Origin of the sequence: Pseudomonas lyxosi (genome assembly GCF_047758685.1) — a bacterium.
GTDB lineage: Bacteria > Pseudomonadota > Gammaproteobacteria > Pseudomonadales > Pseudomonadaceae > Aquipseudomonas > Aquipseudomonas lyxosi.
The window spans coordinates 4,740,589-4,758,854 of the sequence record NZ_CP180481.1; the positions used below are offsets into that span (position 1 = coordinate 4,740,589).

At 51.8% G+C, this 18,266-nt stretch carries 19 protein-coding genes; 17 read left to right on the plus strand and 2 right to left on the minus strand.

Annotated features, from left to right (window positions below):
* Positions 1–26: 26 nt before the first annotated feature.
* The 14 genes from ACMXYI_RS21825 (at position 27) to ACMXYI_RS21890 (ending at position 10,704) form a co-directional block, all read left to right on the plus strand.
* Positions 27–803: an SDR family NAD(P)-dependent oxidoreductase gene (locus ACMXYI_RS21825; protein WP_123364314.1), complete on the plus strand. Its 777-nt coding sequence runs from the start codon at positions 27–29 to the stop codon at positions 801–803.
* A gap of 9 nt (positions 804–812) precedes the next feature.
* On the plus strand, positions 813–1,481 hold the full coding sequence (gene pxpB, locus ACMXYI_RS21830) for a 5-oxoprolinase subunit PxpB (RefSeq protein WP_415769020.1): 669 nt from the start codon (positions 813–815) through the stop codon (positions 1,479–1,481).
* Positions 1,478–2,428 carry a biotin-dependent carboxyltransferase family protein gene (locus ACMXYI_RS21835; protein WP_415769021.1) on the plus strand — a complete coding sequence of 317 codons (951 nt, stop codon included), beginning with the start codon at positions 1,478–1,480 and terminating at the stop codon, positions 2,426–2,428. Before pxpB ends, ACMXYI_RS21835 begins: the two co-directional genes overlap by 4 nt.
* A 37-nt stretch (positions 2,429–2,465) precedes the next feature.
* On the plus strand, positions 2,466–3,236 hold the full coding sequence (locus ACMXYI_RS21840; RefSeq protein WP_415769022.1) for a LamB/YcsF family protein: 771 nt from the start codon (positions 2,466–2,468) through the stop codon (positions 3,234–3,236).
* A gap of 11 nt (positions 3,237–3,247) precedes the next feature.
* Positions 3,248–3,748 carry an acetyl-CoA carboxylase biotin carboxyl carrier protein gene (gene accB, locus ACMXYI_RS21845; RefSeq protein ID WP_415769023.1) on the plus strand — a complete coding sequence of 167 codons (501 nt, stop codon included), beginning with the start codon at positions 3,248–3,250 and terminating at the stop codon, positions 3,746–3,748.
* The gene (gene accC, locus ACMXYI_RS21850; RefSeq protein ID WP_415769024.1) at positions 3,741–5,111 is read left to right on the plus strand and encodes an acetyl-CoA carboxylase biotin carboxylase subunit; all 1,371 of its coding nucleotides are present in this window, start codon (positions 3,741–3,743) and stop codon (positions 5,109–5,111) included. Before accB ends, accC begins: the two co-directional genes overlap by 8 nt.
* Complete coding sequence (locus ACMXYI_RS21855) at positions 5,108–5,503, plus strand: biotin/lipoyl-containing protein (protein ID WP_415769025.1); 396 nt, start codon at positions 5,108–5,110, stop codon at positions 5,501–5,503. The genes accC and ACMXYI_RS21855 overlap by 4 nt, the downstream gene beginning before the upstream one ends.
* Positions 5,504–5,521: 18 nt before the next feature.
* Entirely contained in the window at positions 5,522–6,127 is a 606-nt protein-coding gene (locus ACMXYI_RS21860) for a TetR/AcrR family transcriptional regulator (protein ID WP_415769026.1), read from the plus strand.
* Positions 6,124–7,401: an aminotransferase class I/II-fold pyridoxal phosphate-dependent enzyme gene (locus ACMXYI_RS21865; RefSeq protein WP_415769027.1), complete on the plus strand. Its 1,278-nt coding sequence runs from the start codon at positions 6,124–6,126 to the stop codon at positions 7,399–7,401. Before ACMXYI_RS21860 ends, ACMXYI_RS21865 begins: the two co-directional genes overlap by 4 nt.
* Before the next feature lie 29 nt (positions 7,402–7,430).
* Positions 7,431–8,006, plus strand: coding sequence for a hypothetical protein (locus ACMXYI_RS21870; RefSeq protein ID WP_415769028.1), 576 nt, complete (start codon positions 7,431–7,433; stop codon positions 8,004–8,006).
* Between the two features lie 86 nt (positions 8,007–8,092).
* On the plus strand, positions 8,093–8,887 hold the full coding sequence (locus tag ACMXYI_RS21875) for an NAD(P)H-dependent oxidoreductase (protein WP_415769029.1): 795 nt from the start codon (positions 8,093–8,095) through the stop codon (positions 8,885–8,887).
* The gene (locus ACMXYI_RS21880) at positions 8,887–9,339 is read left to right on the plus strand and encodes a VOC family protein (RefSeq protein WP_415769030.1); all 453 of its coding nucleotides are present in this window, start codon (positions 8,887–8,889) and stop codon (positions 9,337–9,339) included. The genes ACMXYI_RS21875 and ACMXYI_RS21880 overlap by 1 nt, the downstream gene beginning before the upstream one ends.
* A gap of 235 nt (positions 9,340–9,574) precedes the next feature.
* A complete protein-coding gene (locus ACMXYI_RS21885) occupies positions 9,575–10,090 on the plus strand; it encodes a thiamine pyrophosphate-binding protein (protein ID WP_415769031.1) in 516 nt (171 codons plus the stop codon).
* Between the two features lie 8 nt (positions 10,091–10,098).
* Positions 10,099–10,704: a thiamine pyrophosphate-dependent enzyme gene (locus ACMXYI_RS21890; protein ID WP_415769032.1), complete on the plus strand. Its 606-nt coding sequence runs from the start codon at positions 10,099–10,101 to the stop codon at positions 10,702–10,704.
* A 332-nt stretch (positions 10,705–11,036) separates the two neighbouring features.
* On the opposite strand, the gene ACMXYI_RS21895 is transcribed toward ACMXYI_RS21890, so the two are convergent.
* Entirely contained in the window at positions 11,037–11,804 is a 768-nt protein-coding gene (locus ACMXYI_RS21895) for a helix-turn-helix transcriptional regulator (RefSeq protein ID WP_415769033.1), read from the minus strand.
* 754 nt (positions 11,805–12,558) lie between these two features.
* On the opposite strand from ACMXYI_RS21895, the gene can reads away from it, so the two are divergent.
* A complete protein-coding gene (gene can, locus ACMXYI_RS21900; RefSeq protein ID WP_415769034.1) occupies positions 12,559–13,197 on the plus strand; it encodes a carbonate dehydratase in 639 nt (212 codons plus the stop codon).
* 287 nt (positions 13,198–13,484) lie between these two features.
* Here the strand turns inward: can and ACMXYI_RS21905 are convergent, their stop codons facing one another.
* Positions 13,485–15,062 (minus strand): APC family permease, encoded by a 1,578-nt coding sequence (locus tag ACMXYI_RS21905; RefSeq protein ID WP_415769035.1) that lies wholly within the window; start codon positions 15,060–15,062, stop codon positions 13,485–13,487.
* A 627-nt stretch (positions 15,063–15,689) separates the two neighbouring features.
* On the opposite strand from ACMXYI_RS21905, the gene gabD reads away from it, so the two are divergent.
* Together gabD and ACMXYI_RS21915 are read left to right on the plus strand one after the other, a co-directional pair.
* Positions 15,690–17,132 (plus strand): NADP-dependent succinate-semialdehyde dehydrogenase, encoded by a 1,443-nt coding sequence (gabD, locus tag ACMXYI_RS21910; RefSeq protein WP_415769036.1) that lies wholly within the window; start codon positions 15,690–15,692, stop codon positions 17,130–17,132.
* 436 nt (positions 17,133–17,568) lie between these two features.
* Positions 17,569–18,201 (plus strand): alpha/beta hydrolase, encoded by a 633-nt coding sequence (locus ACMXYI_RS21915; RefSeq protein ID WP_415769037.1) that lies wholly within the window; start codon positions 17,569–17,571, stop codon positions 18,199–18,201.
* Positions 18,202–18,266 lie beyond the last annotated feature (65 nt).

The window sequence follows — 18,266 nt, forward strand, 5'->3', positions numbered from 1 at the left end:
GATTATCTCAAGTAACGGGAGTAGCTATGAAACATGCAAACAAGGTCGCACTGGTAACGGGTGCTGCGCAGGGCTTGGGCTTGGCTTGTGCCGAGCGCTTTTTGGCTGACGGCGCCAAGGTTGTGTTGGTCGATGTACAAGAGGACAAAGTTCGTGCACAGGCCGAACGCCTAGGTGAAAACGCAACCTGGTATGCCGCGGATCTGAGCGATATTTCCTCAGCCATGGCCAAGGCCATTGTAGCGAAGGCAGTGGATCACTTTGGCTCGCTGGATATTGTCGTAAACAACGCCGGAATTATCATCACCGCGGACTTCGTTGACTATCCCGAAGACGCCTTTGATAAAACTCAGCGCGTTAACCTGAAGTCTCCTTTCTTGATCGGCCAAGCTGCAGCCCGCGTCATGATCGAAAAGGGCATCAAAGGTTCGATCATCAACATGTCGTCCATCAATGCTGTGCTCGCCAACCCTACAGCGGTTGCTTATGCAGTTTCGAAAGGTGGAATCAAACAGCTGACAGCCGTTATGGCCGTTGGTTTGATCTCGCATGGAATCCGGGTCAACGCGATCGGCCCAGGAACGATTGCGACCGATCTGGTGATGAACTCGGTAATGGCCAGCCCTGCACAGCGGCACACCGTGTTGTCTCGCACTCCAATCGCACGTGTAGGTCAAGCGTCAGAGGTGGCCAGTGTTGCCTCGTTCCTGGCGAGTGAGGACGCATCTTATATCGTTGGTCAAACAATCTATCCCGATGGCGGTCGCTTGATCCTGAACTACACCGTTCCTGTTAACGAGTGAGTTGCTGACATGTCCTCTCTCGATCCCATGCCAAAAATCTGCATTGCAGGCAGCCAAGGTTTGTTTCTTGATGCCGCCTCAATTGGATTCAGTGAGCCAATACAGCAGCGAGTGCTTGCAACGGCGAATCTGGTTGCTCATTTGCCCGGCGTACGCGAAGTCGTACCCGGGATGAACAACCTGCTGATCGTTTATTCAGCGACTGAAACTTCAGTCGGTGTGCTAACCGAGCAGCTACTTCATGCCTGGTCGCATGTGACTGTTGATGAGCAAGTGGGGCGAGAGATCGACGTACCAGTTATCTATGGCGGGCAACAGGGTGAGGATTTGGCCGTCATTGCCGAGCTGGCAAAGATCGATGTTCAAACCTTCATAGGGTTGCACAGCGAGGCGGTTTATCGGGTTGCCTGTGTTGGTGCTATGCCAGGTTTCCCATACCTGTCTGGGTTGAACCCTAGAATCGCAACTCCCCGTCGCTCAGTGCCTCGGATGCGGCTGGAGGAGGGAGCAATCATTATTGGTGGTGCCCAGGCTGGGATCATGCCGTGCTCGGCCCCTTCCGGTTGGCACGTCATTGGTCGAACAGAACTGAAATTATTCGACCAGCAGCGTGAGTCGCCTTCGTTCTTGCAACCAGGCGATCGCGTTCGCTTCAGCATTGCTGGAATTGAATCATGATCGAAATCCTATCTACTGGCGCCTTGAACTCTGTTCAGGATTTGGGGCGCAAGGGTTACCTCAATATTGGTGTTGGCCAATCTGGCGCTATGGACAGACTTGCGCTAAGCACGGCCAACATCATGGTGGGCAACCCTACAGATTTCGCAGGACTGGAGATCGTCCTTTTCCCTGCGCGTCTCAAATTCATAACCGACAGTCGCTTTGCACTAACTGGCGCGGATGCGCTGGCTCATTTGGATGGTTTTGAGTTGCCACCGAACTGGGTCTGTGATGGCAAAGCGGGACAGACATTGATTATTCAAGCCCCACGTCGGGGAGCACGCGTTTACTTGGCCTTTGCAGGGGGCATTGATGTTCCGGTGCTATTGGGGTCACGTGCGACGGATCTGAAAAGCGGTTTTGGCGGGCTTGAGGGCCGTGGACTTATACGTGGCGATCAACTTTCGTTGAATTTACCTCGGGCGAAAAGTACCGGCAGCTGCGGGCTCACTGGTGTTCGTGAATTGCCATCGTTGACTACAGCAACCGTCATCCGCGTATTGCCTGCGGCTCAGTATGAGGATTTCGAGGACGAGGTCCGTGAGCGATTTTTCTCTGAGCCCTGGCAGGTCACTCAGGAAGCCAATCGCATGGGCATGCGACTGAGCGGTTCGGAGCTCAAGTTGTGCAGTCCGCTGGAGCTTCTGTCGCACGGAATTCTCCCCGGCACCGTTCAAGTACCTCCTTCTGGCCAACCCATTATTCAGATGGCAGAGGCCAATACGTGTGGTGGCTACCCAAAAATTGCCAACGTCATCGACGCGGACTTGTCGCTGCTCGCTCAAGCGCCGGTCGGCAGCAAACTGCGGTTTCTGGAGATTGATCTGGCTGAAGCTATCGAAGCTCAGAAGCAGCTGGATCTTGAACTCAATTCGCTGGAACGGACGTTGGGCCTGACCCTTTGACTGGCCGGCAGGCCCACTTTTTTACGAGAATATTTTCATGTCACAGCATTCATTGACGGTCGATTTGAACTCGGACATGGGCGAAGGTTTTGGCGCGTATACGATGGGCGATGATGAGGCCATCTTGAACATCGTCAGCTCGGCCAACATCGCCTGCGGCTTTCACGGCGGCGACCCCGACATCATGGCCGCTACTTATGCGATGGCAATGGAACGGGGAGTCGCCGTGGGCGCACATCCCGGCTTTCCTGATCTGTGGGGGTTTGGCCGGCGGAATATTCCTTTCTCGGCATCAGAAATAGAGCGGTTAGTGGCGTACCAGATAGGTGCGTCACAAGCGATGGCGAGCTATTGCGGCCATACGCTCACGCACGTTAAGGCTCATGGAGCTCTTGGGAATCTGACGCAAACTGATCCGGATGTCGCTGCAGCAGTATGTCGCGCTATCCATGCTGTAGACCCTTCTTTGATCTGCCTGGTCATTGCCCTGGGACACCAGGCGCGTATTGCTGCCGAAATGGGCCTTGAAGTGCGCTCGGAGATTTTTGCCGATCGTGCTTATACCGAGGATGGGCATCTCGTCTCGCGCAAATTGCCTGGCGCGGTAATCCACGACCCTAACGAAGCAGCAGATCGAGTTGTACGAATGGTGCGTGCTCAAGGCATCGAGACCATCTCAGGCAAGATCATTCCATGCCCCATCGATTCAATTTGCGTGCATAGCGATACGCCGACTGCTGTCGCAATCGCCGCCCATGTGCGAAGCACTCTGGAAACCCAAAACATTGTCATTGCCAGTTTCGTTTGAGCGTTAAGCGAATGACTGACGGTATCGTCAAAGCGAGAAAAGATATGAACATAGAGTTTATCGAGCGCCTGATCGAAATTGTCGAACGCTCGGGAGTAGCGGAGCTGGAATATAGCGAGGGAGACAGTCGCGTCCGGCTCGGCTTGCACAGTCTGAGCGTTGGCGCTCCCACTCAGCGTGAGTTGGTTACTGCCAAAAGCACTAGCGCGCCAACCGAAGAGGGCTCGATAGCAATTCCATCTGTGTCATCGGATAAGCCCGGCTATTCAGTGTCGTCCAGTTTGGTCGGAATTTTTTATCGTTCGCCTTCACCAGACAAGCCACCCTTTGTTGAGGTGGGGGATGTTGTCGAAGAAGGGCAGACGCTGGCAATCGTTGAGGCCATGAAGATGCTCAATCCCATTGAGGCTGATCGCAGCGGTCGCATTGTTGCGATCCTTAAAAATGACGGCGAGATGATTGAAGCCGGTAGCCCTTTGTTCACAATCGAGGCGATGGACGATCATGAGTAAGCCGCTATTTGACAGTGTACTTATCGCCAACCGCGGTGAAATCGCATTACGTGTGTTGCGTGCTGCCAGGGAAATAGGGTTGCGAACTATCGCAGTGCACTCCCAAGCTGATGCAGGTCTGCGCCATGTGGCATTGGCTGACCAAGCCATATGCATCGGCCCGGCTGCGGCAAGTGAAAGTTACCTGAATTCCAAGCGCTTGCTTCAAGCAGCGAAGCTGACAGACGCCGGGGCTATCCACCCGGGCTATGGTTTCCTTGCTGAAAATGCCGGGTTTGCTGCCGATATCGAAGCTGCAGGACTCGTTTTTGTTGGGCCAAGCTCCGCATCCATCCGCCTAATGGGCGATAAGGTTTCGGCCAAACAAGCGATGCTGGAGGCTGGTGTTCCGTGCGTCCCGGGCTCGCCAGGTGCGCTGCCAGATGATGCTGAGCAGGTTCGTCACATTGCTGAGACGTGTGGATATCCGCTCATTGTAAAAGCATCTGGAGGCGGTGGCGGGCGCGGTATGCGCATTGTTCGTACGCCGGCTGAGCTGAATGAATCTGTGGCCATGACCCGCGAGGAGGCCGGGCGAGCCTTTGGTAATCCTGAGGTGTATCTGGAAAAGTTTCTAGAGCATCCCCGCCACATCGAAATCCAGATTCTGGCTGACAATTTTGGCAACGCCGTATGGCTTGGGGAGCGTGACTGCTCAATGCAACGACGCCATCAGAAAATTATCGAAGAGTCCCCGGCACCAGGCGTCGATAGAGAGGCTATTGCATTCATCGGCGAGCGCTGTGTGAAGGCATGCCAACTGATTGGTTACAGGGGCGCCGGCACGTTTGAATTCCTCTATGAGAACGGTGAGTTTTTTTTCATCGAGATGAACACCCGAGTTCAAGTTGAACATCCGGTTACCGAATTGGTTACAGGGGTGGATATCGTGCGCGAACAATTGTTGATCGCTCAGGGATTCCCTCTGTCGATCAATCAAAGCCAAATCACTCTTCGGGGGCATGCGGTTGAATGCAGGATTAATGCTGAAGATCCGTTCAGTTTTGTCCCAGCCCCAGGGACTGTGAAATCTTGGCTGCCACCTGGAGGGCCAGGTATTCGCATTGATAGCCACCTGTATTCGGGCTATCAGGTACCACCCCACTATGACTCGCTCGTCGCCAAGTTTCTCGCGCATGGCGCCACGCGAGAGGAAGCCATCAACCGTATGGCCGGTGCCTTGGGAGAGGCGCAGCTCACTGGCATCAAACACAGTATCCCGTTACATCAACGCCTGATGAACGAACCAGGTTTCGTTCAAGGGGGATTCGATATTCATCATCTAGAACGCTATCTCGAACAGGATAAGGAGACGTCGAAATGAGCCCCGAATTCATCGAAAAGGTTGTGGTTCTGCTTCAAAGGCATTCTCTGAGAGCGTTTGAATTTGAGCAGGCAGGTGCCAGTTTAAGTCTCAAGTTTGACGCGAAGGCGAACGCTGTCTCACCCACTGCTCACCTTGAGGGAGTAGAGGTGGAACTCTGCAAAATTATCCACTCGCCTTCCATGGGCGTCCTGCGTCTCACTCATCCTCAGCGAGATGAGCCGTTCGTAAAAATGGGAAGTGAGATCAAGGAAGGTCAGATCATTGCGTTTCTGCAGAACGACGAGCTGCTAGAGGAAGTTAAAGCAAATTGTTCAGGAGTGCTGGTCGCGGCTGTTGCTCAAGAAGGGCAAGTCATTGGCTTCGCGCAACCCCTGTTTGAAATCCGTTAACTCAAGGTTTTTATCTATATGCACCAGGCAAATGCGGTAACAACTGAGGTGGGCTCTGATCAGCTCATTGTGAACGCTGCCATTGATTTGATTATGGAAGGCGGCTTTTCTGCAATGTCGATGCGCAGTCTCGCCAGAAAGGCAGGCATGCAGGCGGGCAGCCTGTATTACCACTTTCCCAGCAAGATCGATGTGCTTGAAGAGGTGTTGGATTCCCTGCTTCAACAGCGCCTGAGCGACTGGCTGTCCATCAAGCCCAAACGTGCCAGCGCCTTAACGCAGCTCAATGCCTTCATCTCGTTCCATGTGGGTCGCGTATTGCGAAACTCTAGAGAGGAAGACCTGGTGATGCTCGAGCTTAAAAATCTAAAAGGGGCCCAGCGCGCGACCGTTGTTGCTCAAGATGAGCTGTACCGCAAGGAGCTCATTGCGATTATCAAGCGAGGTATCTCAACTGGCATTTTCAATGTTTCAGATGTCGATATTGCCGCTCGGGCGCTGATGGGATTGTTGGCCGGCGGAGCGACATTTATAGCTGATTCCGAATCGCTCGCTGTACAGACACTTACCGAACTGTCCCGACGTTTGCTGGGTATTCACAATAGTCAGAGGCTTAAAAAATGAAACTGGATGATCTCTCCAGGGAAGATCTTTCACAGCTGCATGCGCGCGCGCAGAATGATTATATTCGCCTTTGCGAGTTGAAATTGTCGATCAGCATGGCTCGCGGGGTTCCCAGTAGCGAGCAGCTCGAACTCTCTAACAAGTTGCTAGAGCTGCCAGGGGTTGGGGATTACCTCGCAGAGGACGGTACGGACTGCCGAAACTACATGGGGCAGCAAGGTATCCCTGAAGCCCGTAGGCTGTTTGCACCAGTGCTGGGTGTGCCTGAAAGCCAGGTAGTGGTCAGCGGCAACTCAAGCCTTGCGCTGATGTACGACTGTCTGTCGTTCGCCATGCGCGGAGGAGTGCCTGGATCCATTCATCCGTGGCAGCAAGAAAAGGAGACCGTGGCCTTTCTCTGCCCTGTTCCGGGATACGATCGTCACTTCACTCTCTGCGAAGCTTTTGGCATTCGTTTGATCCCCATCCCAATGCTGGAAGATGGCCCGGATATGAGTGCAGTTCGTAGCTTGGTTGCTCGGGATGCTTCTATTCGAGGGATGTGGTGCGTTCCGAAGTACAGTAACCCTACGGGCACTATTTACAGTGATTTGGTTATTGAGGCGCTCGCTTCGATGCCTACAGCTGCGCCTGACTTCCGATTGTTTTGGGATGACGCCTACACCGTGCATCATCTGACCGACCAAGATGTTCAGATTGAAAACATTTATGAAGCGTGCACGCGAAATGGTTATCCAAATCGTGCGCTTGTCTTTGCTTCGACTTCCAAGGTAACCCAGGCTGGTGCGGGCCTCGCCATGCTTGGCAGCTCGGAAGACAACGTCAAGTGGTGGTTGCAACACGCTTCGGTACGGAGTGTTGGGCCTGACAAAATAAATCAGCTCCGCCATGTCCGGTTCCTGCGTGATCTGAATGGCCTCAAGGCACTGATGGATTCCCACAGGGGCCTGCTTAAACCTCGTTTCGACGCAGTGCTCGAAATCCTGGAAGCCAAGCTCGGCCAACACGGCTTTGCACAGTGGAGTACCCCTAAGGGCGGGTACTTCATCAGCGTAGATGTTTACCCGGGAACCGCGAAGCATGTCGTTGCACTAGCCAAAGCAGCGGGTGTTCAGATGACAGATGCAGGGTCATGTTTTCCCCATGGTATTGACCCACACGATCAGCAGTTGCGCATAGCGCCATCGTCACCTGCTGTTGAAGCATTGCGGGCGGCATCAGAAGTTATTTGTGCGTCGATATTACTAGCGGCTTGTGAGCAAAAGCTGTCTTAACCACTCGGTCAAAACTCACGGATTAGCAAATGAAGCTTCTGGTTTTGGCTCAGTATGCAGAAGGTGCTTTAACCCTGGAAACGCGCGCAACGATTGCCGCTGCACAGTTGCCAGGCGTTGAAGTGTATTTGCTATTGGCGGGTGAAGCGGTAAGCGAGATTGCGTTTCAAGCTGCCCAAGCTTGCGGGATTACAAAAATTTGGCTAGCGCAGCATCCGGCATACGAGCATTCGTTGCCGGCGAGCCTCGCTGCACTCATCGTAAGAGTCGTTATGCAGGAGACGCTTGCCTACAGCCATATCCTTTGTGCTTCAACTGAAGCAAGCAAACGGGTCATGGCGCATGTTTGCGCAATGCTGGATGTCGATCAACCTCTAGAAGAAAGCGCTCCCGAGTCGGTACCAATCATCTTGGCTCGTCCCACCATGCAGCTCTTGCTGCTGGCACCTGGGAGTATTCAGCCGGTTGGTGCCACCGGCGGCGCTACACCTGTGCAGTGGGTTCCCGGGGGGTGTGCCACCAGTACGGACTATCTTACGGGGAAGAGAAAAGCACGGACTATGCAAAAAACCGCAGAAACTGGTCGAGGATCATCAAGACACTGACCCCTTTGCGGCCTAAAGTTGACCACAGATGATTCGTTTCGGCTGTTTTTTTAGGCCTCCTTTTTTCAGATCCAGAGTGGTACGTAATGAAAGCTCTCATCGTTTATGCACACCCAGAGCAGGCATCGTTCAACGCAGCGCTAAAGAACACAGCTGTGGAAACGTTGACCCGCTTAGGTCACGAAGTTGTCGTCAGCGACCTCTACGCAATGGGGTGGAATCCAGTGCTGTCGGCAGCAGATTTTGCTGACCGCGAGAATGCGGATTTCTTGGATCTCTCTCGTGAGCAAGAGCACGCGTTCGCACAGAATAGCCAAAGTGCTGACGTTGTTCGTGAGCAGCAGAAAGTCGCTGAGGCTGACCTTGTGCTGTTCCACTTTCCAGTGTGGTGGTTCTCCATGCCTTCGATCCTGAAGGGTTGGTGCGATCGCGTATTCAGTCGTGGCTTTGCCTATGCTGCCGGCCGCAAATACGACTCGGGCCTGTTCAAAGGCAAGAAGGCAATGCTTTGCCTAACGACGGGAACTGCGTCGACACTCTATGAGCCCAACGGTATTGATGGGGATTTGCTGCATGTACTTTGGCCGATCCACAACGGCTTACTCGCTTATACCGGCTTCTCTGTCCTGCCGCCATTTGCGGCATGGATGCCAGGCCGTGTGACTGCTGAAGAGCGAGTAGCTTACCTCGCTGGTTATGCAGAGCGTCTAGAGACGTTGGAAAGTGCTGAGCCCTTGTTCATGCACCCGTGGAGTGACTACGACGAAACTCAGCGCCTTAAACCAGGTGTAGAAGCTAAATCTGGTGTGCAATGGAATCCGTTGATTGGTCAGAGCTTTGTCGAATCTGCTGATGCCTTTGCGAAAAAACAGGTGAAGTGATGAGCGATATAAGCATTTTCAACACTCTTCATCATGTATGCGTAATTGTTCGCGATATGGATAAGGCTGTCGCCTACTACGAGTCTCTCGGAATAGGCCCTTGGAGTGAGTTTCCTTCATTGGAAGCTTTCAAAGGGGAGTTGCTTGCTCCGAATGCTGAAGACTTTGTGAAGTTGCACTACAAATATACAAATCTGGAAAATTTCCAGCTTCAGCTGTGCGCGCCGCCCGAAGGAAACACTCTTCAACGTCGCTTCCTTGAGGAGCGAGGTGAGGGTGTGTTTCATCTAGGGTTTACAGTTCCTGACTGCGATGCTGCAGAATCCGAGGCTTTTACTGTCGGGCTGACACCGATACTTCGCGGTCGATTGCCCAACAGAAATGGTTTCACCTACTTTGACTCCGCTGAACATGGTTCGGGTGTAACCCTTCAAGTTCGCGCAGTTAAGTAAAATCAAACTTTGTTGAATATTAGCGAGATCTAAAAGTTCTCGCAAAGGAGGCTTGCTGTGAAAAACAAGGCGAGACTTAGTAGTCTGATTGAACGGTTTTTGTCAGCTTTCAGGCTGCCGGAAGGATTGTACATTGATGTTCCTGTAATTTATTGAGCAAAGTGATTTTTCTACCGCTAGCCGCGGTGGTTACATGCTTTTTCTTGCCAAAAATAACAACTGGAGTTGAGCAGACGTGACGATAAATTGGCCAGAGCAAATATTTGCTGAATTTAAGAAGCTGGATGTGAAGCAAGTTGTTTATGTTCCGGATGCTGGGCATAGCAAGTTGATCCAGATGTGTGATGCTGATCCGGAAATTCACTCCGTTTCGCTGACCACAGAGGAGGAGGGTGTTGCTCAACTAGGTGGCGCCTGGGCAGGAGGGCAACGTGGCGTTCTTCTTGTTCAGTCAAGCGGTGTAGGTAACTGCATCAACATGCTTTCCTTGCAACATGAAACTCGAATGCCACTCTTCATGATTGTTACCATGAGGGGTGAATGGGGCGAGTTCAACCCATGGCAGGTAGCTATGGGTAAGTCCACTCAAGAAGTTTTGGAAGCGTCTGGTGTGTATGTATACCGCGCCGATTCTGCCGAAGAGGTCGAGGCGACGGTTAGCGCTGGCGCACGTTTTGCTTACCAGACCGGCCGTATGGTTGCAGTCCTGATTGGGCAGCGCGTCATCGGCACCAAAAACTTTAATAAGTGAGTGTGATCATGCAGGCTATTCAGAAGATTAAACCGACTCTCAATCGTCGTGAAGTCGTGGCCCGGATTTTAAAAGATCGGGGTGATGCGCTAGCTGTCACAAGCCTCGGCAACCCCACTTTCGATGTCGCTGCTGCAGGCGACTGTGCCCAGAATTTTTACCTTTGGGGGGCAATGGGTGGAGCAGTGATGTTCGGCATGGGAATAGCTCTGGCTCAGCCGACCAAACGTGTCATTGTATTTGTCGGTGACGGCGAAATGATGATGGGCCTTGGTTCGTTGGCTACAGTTGCGTGCCATCGCCCTGACAACCTCAGCATTGTCGTAATTGATAACGAGCATTATGCCGAAACTGGCATGCAGCCAGCCCATGCGGGCCGTGGTGTCAGTATCAACGCCGTCGCTACTGCCGTGGGCTTTAGCCAAAGCATTCTCGTGAATGACCAGGATGGTCTTGAGAAGGCAATCGACACACTGTATAGCCACCAGGGCCCGGTTACGCTATGTGTGAAGGTCACGACAGATCCAGCACCGACTGCATTACCACCACGCGATGGCCCTTACCTGAGAAGTCGTTTCAGAGAAGCGCTTATGGGAAGCGCCAGTCACGTCTAATGATCTGCGTGCTCGGAACGTTTAATGCCTTGATGGCGTGCCTGCGCCATCAAGGCATTTGGTTCGAATGTGGTGACTCATTCGAGTCTCGCCAATATTTACTTTGTTGTAACCGATTAAAAAGGGAGGCCGTGGGCGCCCTTATTCGCGTTGGGTCGAGTTGTAACCGCTTCTCAGGTGGAGACAATAATGATAAAAAAATCCTGGTGTATCCGTTTCAAACGCTGGTGTGTCGACATTGTTGAGCGTTTGGGAGAACTTCCAACCTTCTGAGTTAATATTATCCGCGACATTGATATTTAATGATCGCGGATATTTGTCGGGGCGTACTATTACAATGCTGACGCCAAATTTTCTTGCGCTGTAGTTTTAATCGTTGTGCTGCGGTATTGCTGTGGGGTGCAATGCAGTGTTGCCTTGAACTGCCGGCTAAATGCGCTGTGATCCGAGTACCCGCACTCGGTGGCTATGTCAGTAATGCTCGTCTCGCTGTGCTCGAGCATGTCGCACGCCTTCTCGATCCTTGCCTTCATCAATATTTGCTTGGGTGACAGTTGAAAAACCTCACGGGTTAATCGCTGTAAAGTATCCATTGAGAGGTCAACCTCCCTGGCAATATCAGCAATCAACTGGGGCTGGCCAAGGTTTTCTTTAACCCGCCTTGAAAACTCCATTAGACGCTTATAACCCAGATGCTTCTCATCAGGTCGTGCAAGTATTCGAGATATCCCTACCAGTCCTGTGGCCTGGTCGTCACCATTAACAATTCCGAATTTTGAACTCAGACACCATTGTCGATGGCCATCGGCAGAGCGAAAAAGTCGCAAAGCATCGATTATTTCTTTTCTTGTGTGAATGACCCCCAGATCTTGAGCAACGATGCTCGAACTCGTAATTGGAAACAAATCGTCCGCTGTCAGGCCGATTACATCCTGTTTTGTTCGTTTCCCGCTGTACCGAACGAGAGTCTGATTAACCACGACGTATCGACCTAACGTATCCTTGACATAAAACATCAAGTCAGGCATGCGATCAAAGAGCTTGTCCATCAAGGAGAGATCTCTATCCATCCAATGTAGTAAATCTTTACTGTCGATCATTTAAAGCGCCGCTCTAGTAAGAAGCCAAGGTGTTAGTTTACTCACCGAGCATGAGAGTAATTTGTGAAGGCGCGGGTTGCTGTGCTAAATGCCGCAAAATATCACGGAGAGATCATACAGCGAATGAGTATGGGGCACTGTATGATTTAGCAATGTTTTCGAAGACTGGTGATCATTTCGACCTCTATAGTAACGCTTGCTTTCGCGAAGCCATCATCTTCGCTATGCACAACACTGTATGGTTCACGAGGAACTTTGAACTATTGGCTTGCGCTTGGTCAGCGCTTTTTACCGCTTGGTTAGCAAATACCAAGCGGTTTTTTTATGCGTCTAATTTGTTTACTTAGGTCTGGCCAGATGAGTTTCTGGTGCGAGTGGAAGCAATGTTCAAACGCCCCGACGTTTGACACAAGTGTGAAGGGGTTACGCTAGGCGCGTTGGTATCGCAATGCCGCGAAATTGCACGCCAATTGACCACCAGAAGGCATTTCCTTTGACTAGGAATTTGCATTTACAATGACTCGCTACGATGCGATTAGGTTATGAGGGGACATACAAATTTGCAGAGCGACTGAATCGCCATTGGGAAAAAAGACCAGGTTATGACTACTACTCATGCTTGGGGCTGTATTTCAGAATAGGCCCGGCATTCAACATGAGTATTCGGAGATTTTGCCCGCGACCCTGCGAAAGGAAACGTGACCTCGGGCGCTTGCCGCACGCCAAAGCTGCGGATCATTTATGAGGTTTGAACATGAACGATCTACAAGTTCTGATCGATAACAACGCCCGTTGGGCTGATGCAATTAAGCAGGAAGATCCTGATTTTTTCGCAAAACTGGCACGTCAACAAACCCCCGAATACCTCTGGATCGGTTGTTCGGATGCGCGGGTTCCTGCCAACGAAATCGTAGGCATGCTCCCGGGCGATTTGTTCGTACATCGCAACGTGGCCAACGTGGTGCTGCATACTGATCTGAATTGCCTGTCGGTAATCCAATACGCCGTGGATGTGCTCAAGGTCAAACACATACTGGTCACCGGGCACTATGGTTGTGGCGGAGTGCGTGCGGCGATGCAGGATCGCCAGTTCGGCCTGATCGACGGCTGGCTGCGTTCGATTCGCGATCTTTATTACGAAAAGCGCGAAGAACTGGCCAAGTTGCCGACTGAAGAAGAACGGGTCGATCGCCTCTGTGAGCTTAACGTGATCCAGCAAGTGGCCAACGTCGGCCACACCAGCATCATCCAGAACGCTTGGAGCCGCGGCCAGAACTTGTCGATCCATGGGTGCATTTATGGCATCAAGGATGGCCGCTGGAAGAGCCTGAACTCAACCGTCAGTGGCTTTGAGCACCTGCCGCCGCAATATCGCCTGCGGCCAATCAACTGAGTCGGCCTAAGTCGCTTCGTTCTGTCTCAGAAGGGGAGCGACTCACGGGCCCGCTCATGTGATCTTGGTCTGCGCTCTAATTTGTTTAACTGCTGGTGAGTGCGAATGCCCCCTGGTCAAACAGAACGCCACCAGGTGGTCAATTCAATGCAACGATGCCAGATGTAGCATCGACTCTGATTCACAGATCCTAACTCACGAGGCGATGAGTATAAGGTATGGAAAACAGTAGATTTAACATGTGCCAAACCGGCCTGTGGGCTGGTTTGGCACAGATTCATGATTGATTAAACGGTATGCGGTTTTAAGTCCCCAGATGGAATAGCAAGGGAGTCTGTTTTCTCGGTGAGTGGGTAAGGGCTTGCGGCCCCCCAGAAATAAATTGCAGTCGAGAAAATCGCAAGGATAGAAATGACGGCTGCTTCGCTTACTTTACCAGGCCCGCATGCCCAAGTAAGTCCCATCATTCCGGCGTAATAAACAACTAACCAAAGTGAAGATCTGATTTCTCTTGGCATCGTAGAGCGTGTACTGCTCATCGATTTAAGCGCCAGTTGCACGATAAAGATCAAGATCTGCAAGCCTGCCAACCAGGAGATGACGTCCCATCCTGACCATAACACCAGAAGGCTAGCCACGAAGAACGATAATGGCCCAAGCAAGAAAAGCGCTTTTACCTTGAATGGCCGAGAGAAATTCCGCTGCCGCAATGCTGCAACTGAAATTGGAGCGATTGCGTAGCTAAGCACGAGCGCTGCTGAAACGACGCTAATCAATTTTTCCCAGGATGGGAAAGGTAGCGTCCAGGCGACTGAGAGCGCGAATGCCAACCACAATGCCCGACGAGGGATGCCTGACTTTGGGTCAACCTTGGCAAAAGCATTAAGCAGAGTTGTCGATCCTGCCCACCCACAAGCGATCCGTGACGTGGAGTTCATGAAGATGTTGCCACAACCGGTTGGGGAAACGACTGCATCAGCAACCACAATAGTCGCAAGCCATACTGCTCCCAGCAGCAACGCGATGTCACGGAAGGGGAGTGGAAGCTTGTTACCCAGATCACTCCAGCCATTAGCCAGCATCTCAGTGGGCAAGCTGCCCAGGAAGGCTATTTGTAAAAGCAAATAGATGACGGCTGAGCAAGCGATGGAGAGCATGAGAGCCAGTGGAATATTGCGTTGAGGATTTTTCACCTCGCTCGCCGCGGAGATGATTGGAGTCAATCCGAGGTACGCAAAGATAATGCCGCCTGCGGAAATCGCGGCACCAATGCCTTCAACGCCATTTGGAGCGAATCCGGATTGGGTCAGGTTTTCATTGTTGAAATGTCGGAATAGCACCACGACTACGCAGATCGGCACTATAAATTTGAACAGACTGATGATGTTGTTGGCCAGGGCGAACGATTTGATGCTGAAGTAGTTCGTCAACATGAACAAACAAAGCAAGCAAAATTGAACCATCCACCCCAGCATCGTGGGAGAGCTTGAGCCTATTTCAGTCAAGGATGGAAACCAGGCGCTTGCGTATTGTCTGGCTGCTACCACCTCGATCGCCACGACGCTTGAGTAAGCAACGAGGGTGATAAACCCCATCATGTATCCGAGCATTGGGCCATGGCTGATGATCGGGTACTGCAATATCCCGCCAGTGGTTGGCATCGCTGCCCCAAGCTCACAGTACATAAGACCCAGGAGAAACACGGCAGCAGCACCAATTATCCAGGAGATGATGCCCGCGGGCCCGGCAATGGCTGCAACGTGGCTTGATGCGAATAGCCAACCAGAACCGAACGTGGCCCCCAGTCCTATGAGCGTGAGATCCAGTAGGGATAATTTGCGTTTGAGATTATTGAGGTTTGACATTCTTTTCTTCCATTCGAAAGCGTGAACAAACAGCGGCCACGCACGAGGTGTGACACATCATTGGCGCACAGCGTTAGAGGTAGGGCAGTAAGGACAGCTTGTATCTAGGCGGGACATGCCCGCTTTGTAATCAACTGAGCTTTTCTTGTTGTTGGATCAGTCAGATTTCCGCGTTGAGCGGGATCTTCGAGTGGAAAGATCAGTCTATCCGCGACTTTTGCCGGCGGCTTGCAGGAATACGGTCAGTTAGTCGCCGGTTTCTGCATAGTGCCGGTCAAGTCATCAGATGCTGAACTATTGAAAAGAATAATCGCCCAAAGAAAAGTCATAGTGTTTGCCCATATCATACTCGTGTATTGGGCGAACTCCGGAGGGGACTATTTAAAACTAACGATTGAATGTTTCTCGGTGAACGGGGGCATCGGAAAATGTGAATGCACGAAAAAACAGACCGTTAACTTTTGGAGATAGGATTGAAGCTGCTTCGTGTCTGTGACGCTAGGGGCAGGTTTTAATGGCCCCTCTTAAGTAACCACAGTGACCGTATTGCCCTCGTTGGATTCCAGCGATGATGGCCAATTTACCGGAGCAGTTTTCGACACGAAAATCATAAGACGGGAAGTGATCATGCAGCTCAAAGACTCCAATTTGTTTCGTCAGCAAGCCTATGTAGATGGCGTGTGGGTTGATGCCGACAACGGCCAGACGATCAAGGTTAACAATCCAGCCACCAATGAGATTCTTGGCACTGTTCCTAAAATGGGCGCAGTAGAAACTCGGCGTGCCATTGAGGCTGCAAACCGCGCACTCCCAGCTTGGAGTGCTCTGACTGCTAAAGAGCGTTCAAGTAAATTGCGGGCCTGGTTTGAGCTGATCATTGCAAACCAAGACGATCTCGCTCGTCTGATGACGCTGGAGCAGGGCAAGCCTTTATCTGAAGCTAAAGGAGAGGTTGTTTATTCGGCCTCCTTCCTTGAGTGGTTTGCTGAAGAAGCGAAACGAATTTATGGCGATGTTATCCCGGGCCACCAACCGGACAAGCGATTGATCGTTTTAAAGCAACCCATCGGTGTAACTGCAGCTATTACACCCTGGAACTTTCCGTCGGCGATGATCACTCGCAAGGCTGGCCCCGCACTGGCCGCCGGTTGCACCATGGTGCTCAAACCCGCTTCGCAAACTCCCTATTCAGCGCTCGCATTAGCGGCACTTGCAGAACGAGCAGGAATTCCTGCTGGTGTATTCAGTGTGGTCACTGGGAGCGCTGGCGATATCGGCTCAGAGCTGACTAGCAATCCGATCGTGCGTAAGCTTTCGTTCACTGGCTCAACCGAAATTGGCCGGCAGCTATTGGGTGAGTGTGCCAAGGACATCAAGAAGGTTTCTCTTGAGTTGGGCGGTAATGCACCGTTTATTGTGTTCGATGATGCCGATCTTGATAAAGCCGTTGAGGGTGCGATCATTTCCAAGTATCGAAACAACGGGCAAACCTGTGTGTGCGCCAACCGCATCTACGTGCAGGATGCTATTTATGATGCTTTCGCAGAAAAGCTAAAAGCAGGAGTGGCTAAGCTGAAGGTTGGTAACGGTCTGGATTTGGGTACGACTACTGGGCCAATGATCGACGAAAAAGCTGTGGCGAAGATCAAAGAACACATCGCTGACGCAGTGAGCAAGGGGGCCAAGATTCTTTCGGGTGGGAACGGCCTGGAGGGTAATTTCTTCGAGCCAACTATTTTGACTGATGTGCCCACGAATGCCGCCGTTGCCAAGGAGGAGACTTTTGGGCCACTGGCACCGCTGTTCCGTTTCAAAGACGAAGCTGAAGTCATCGCGATGGCCAACGATACGGAGTACGGCTTGGCTTCTTACTTCTACGCCCAAAATATGAGTCGAGTGTTCCGCGTCGCTGAAGCACTCGAGTATGGGATGGTTGGCATCAACACAGGGCTGATCTCTAACGAGGTTGCCCCATTTGGCGGTGTTAAGGCCTCTGGGTTGGGACGAGAAGGTTCCAAATACGGTATTGAGGACTACCTGGAAATCAAATACTTGTGCCTTAGCGTCTAGTCCCACTCGGTCAATGAGCCAGCATGATGTAAGTTCTATTGCGTCGTGCTGAGCAACACATGAGGCTGATTTTTAACTTTGATAGCGTATCTAGTAATGAACTACCGGAAAAACGGTGTCTTCTGGACGTTATATATCCTGCTGTAGCTGTCGAGACCAACGTTTCATGAATATGATCGATGCAACTATCTGTCTACTTCTGGCGGCCAAGATTCACGGGACGGATCAAGCGCTCAGGGACACGGCCAAGAGCCTTATCAAGAAATTGCCCAGAAGCGCCAGGGGTATGATGTTTGCCATTATAAATAGCAAAAAACCGATGGTACTGCTGTCGCGCGTTGTTGAAGATGTACCTATCCCAGAATTAAGCCCCCCGACGGGCGCTGACGCGAGCTCCCAAGCTGAGAGAAGCGCAAATTAGCCGGCGGTGTTTTCCATGGCAACAAGTGAATTATTTGAAGTATCCAATGGCGTCACAGAGGTACTGAGCGACTGTCTGGCGACACCTAAAGCGGTAGCGTTGATTGCCCATCCTCATCCGTTGCTGGGGGGGAACGCTAATCACAAAGTCCCCTTTACGATGATGCGTGCCGCTAACGCGCTAGGTGTGAGTGTCTATCGTCCAAATTTTCGAGGTGTCGGGAAATCATCAGGTAAATATGATGGTGGAGTTCTTGAAACTCAGGACATCATCGATCTGACCAGCCTGCTGCGCGAAAGGGAGGGCAGGGTGCCCTTCATTCTGATGGGATTTTCCTTTGGTGCCTTCATTGCCGCACGGGTAGAGCAAGCATTGGCGCAGGCATCTCTATCCTGTGATGACGTCATTCTCTGTGGGCTTCCAGATGGCGAGGTTCCAGGCAAGAGACACTACGCGACACCAGTAGTCGCTGAAGCATGTTTGATACACGGGGAGTTGGACGAAAGCGCTCCGCTGTCGCAGGCTCTTCGGTGGGCTGAGCGGAGTAACGCGTCAGTAAGAGTCGTACCAGGTGCGGATCATTTTTTCACTGGGCGCTTAGGTGTGCTCTCAGCGTTGATTTCTGAAAGAATCAAGTCGAAGATCTAGCCGAACTCAGTCTATGTTCGGGCGGGTCATTATCTCAAAGCAAAAGCCAAGTCATATGTGCACGG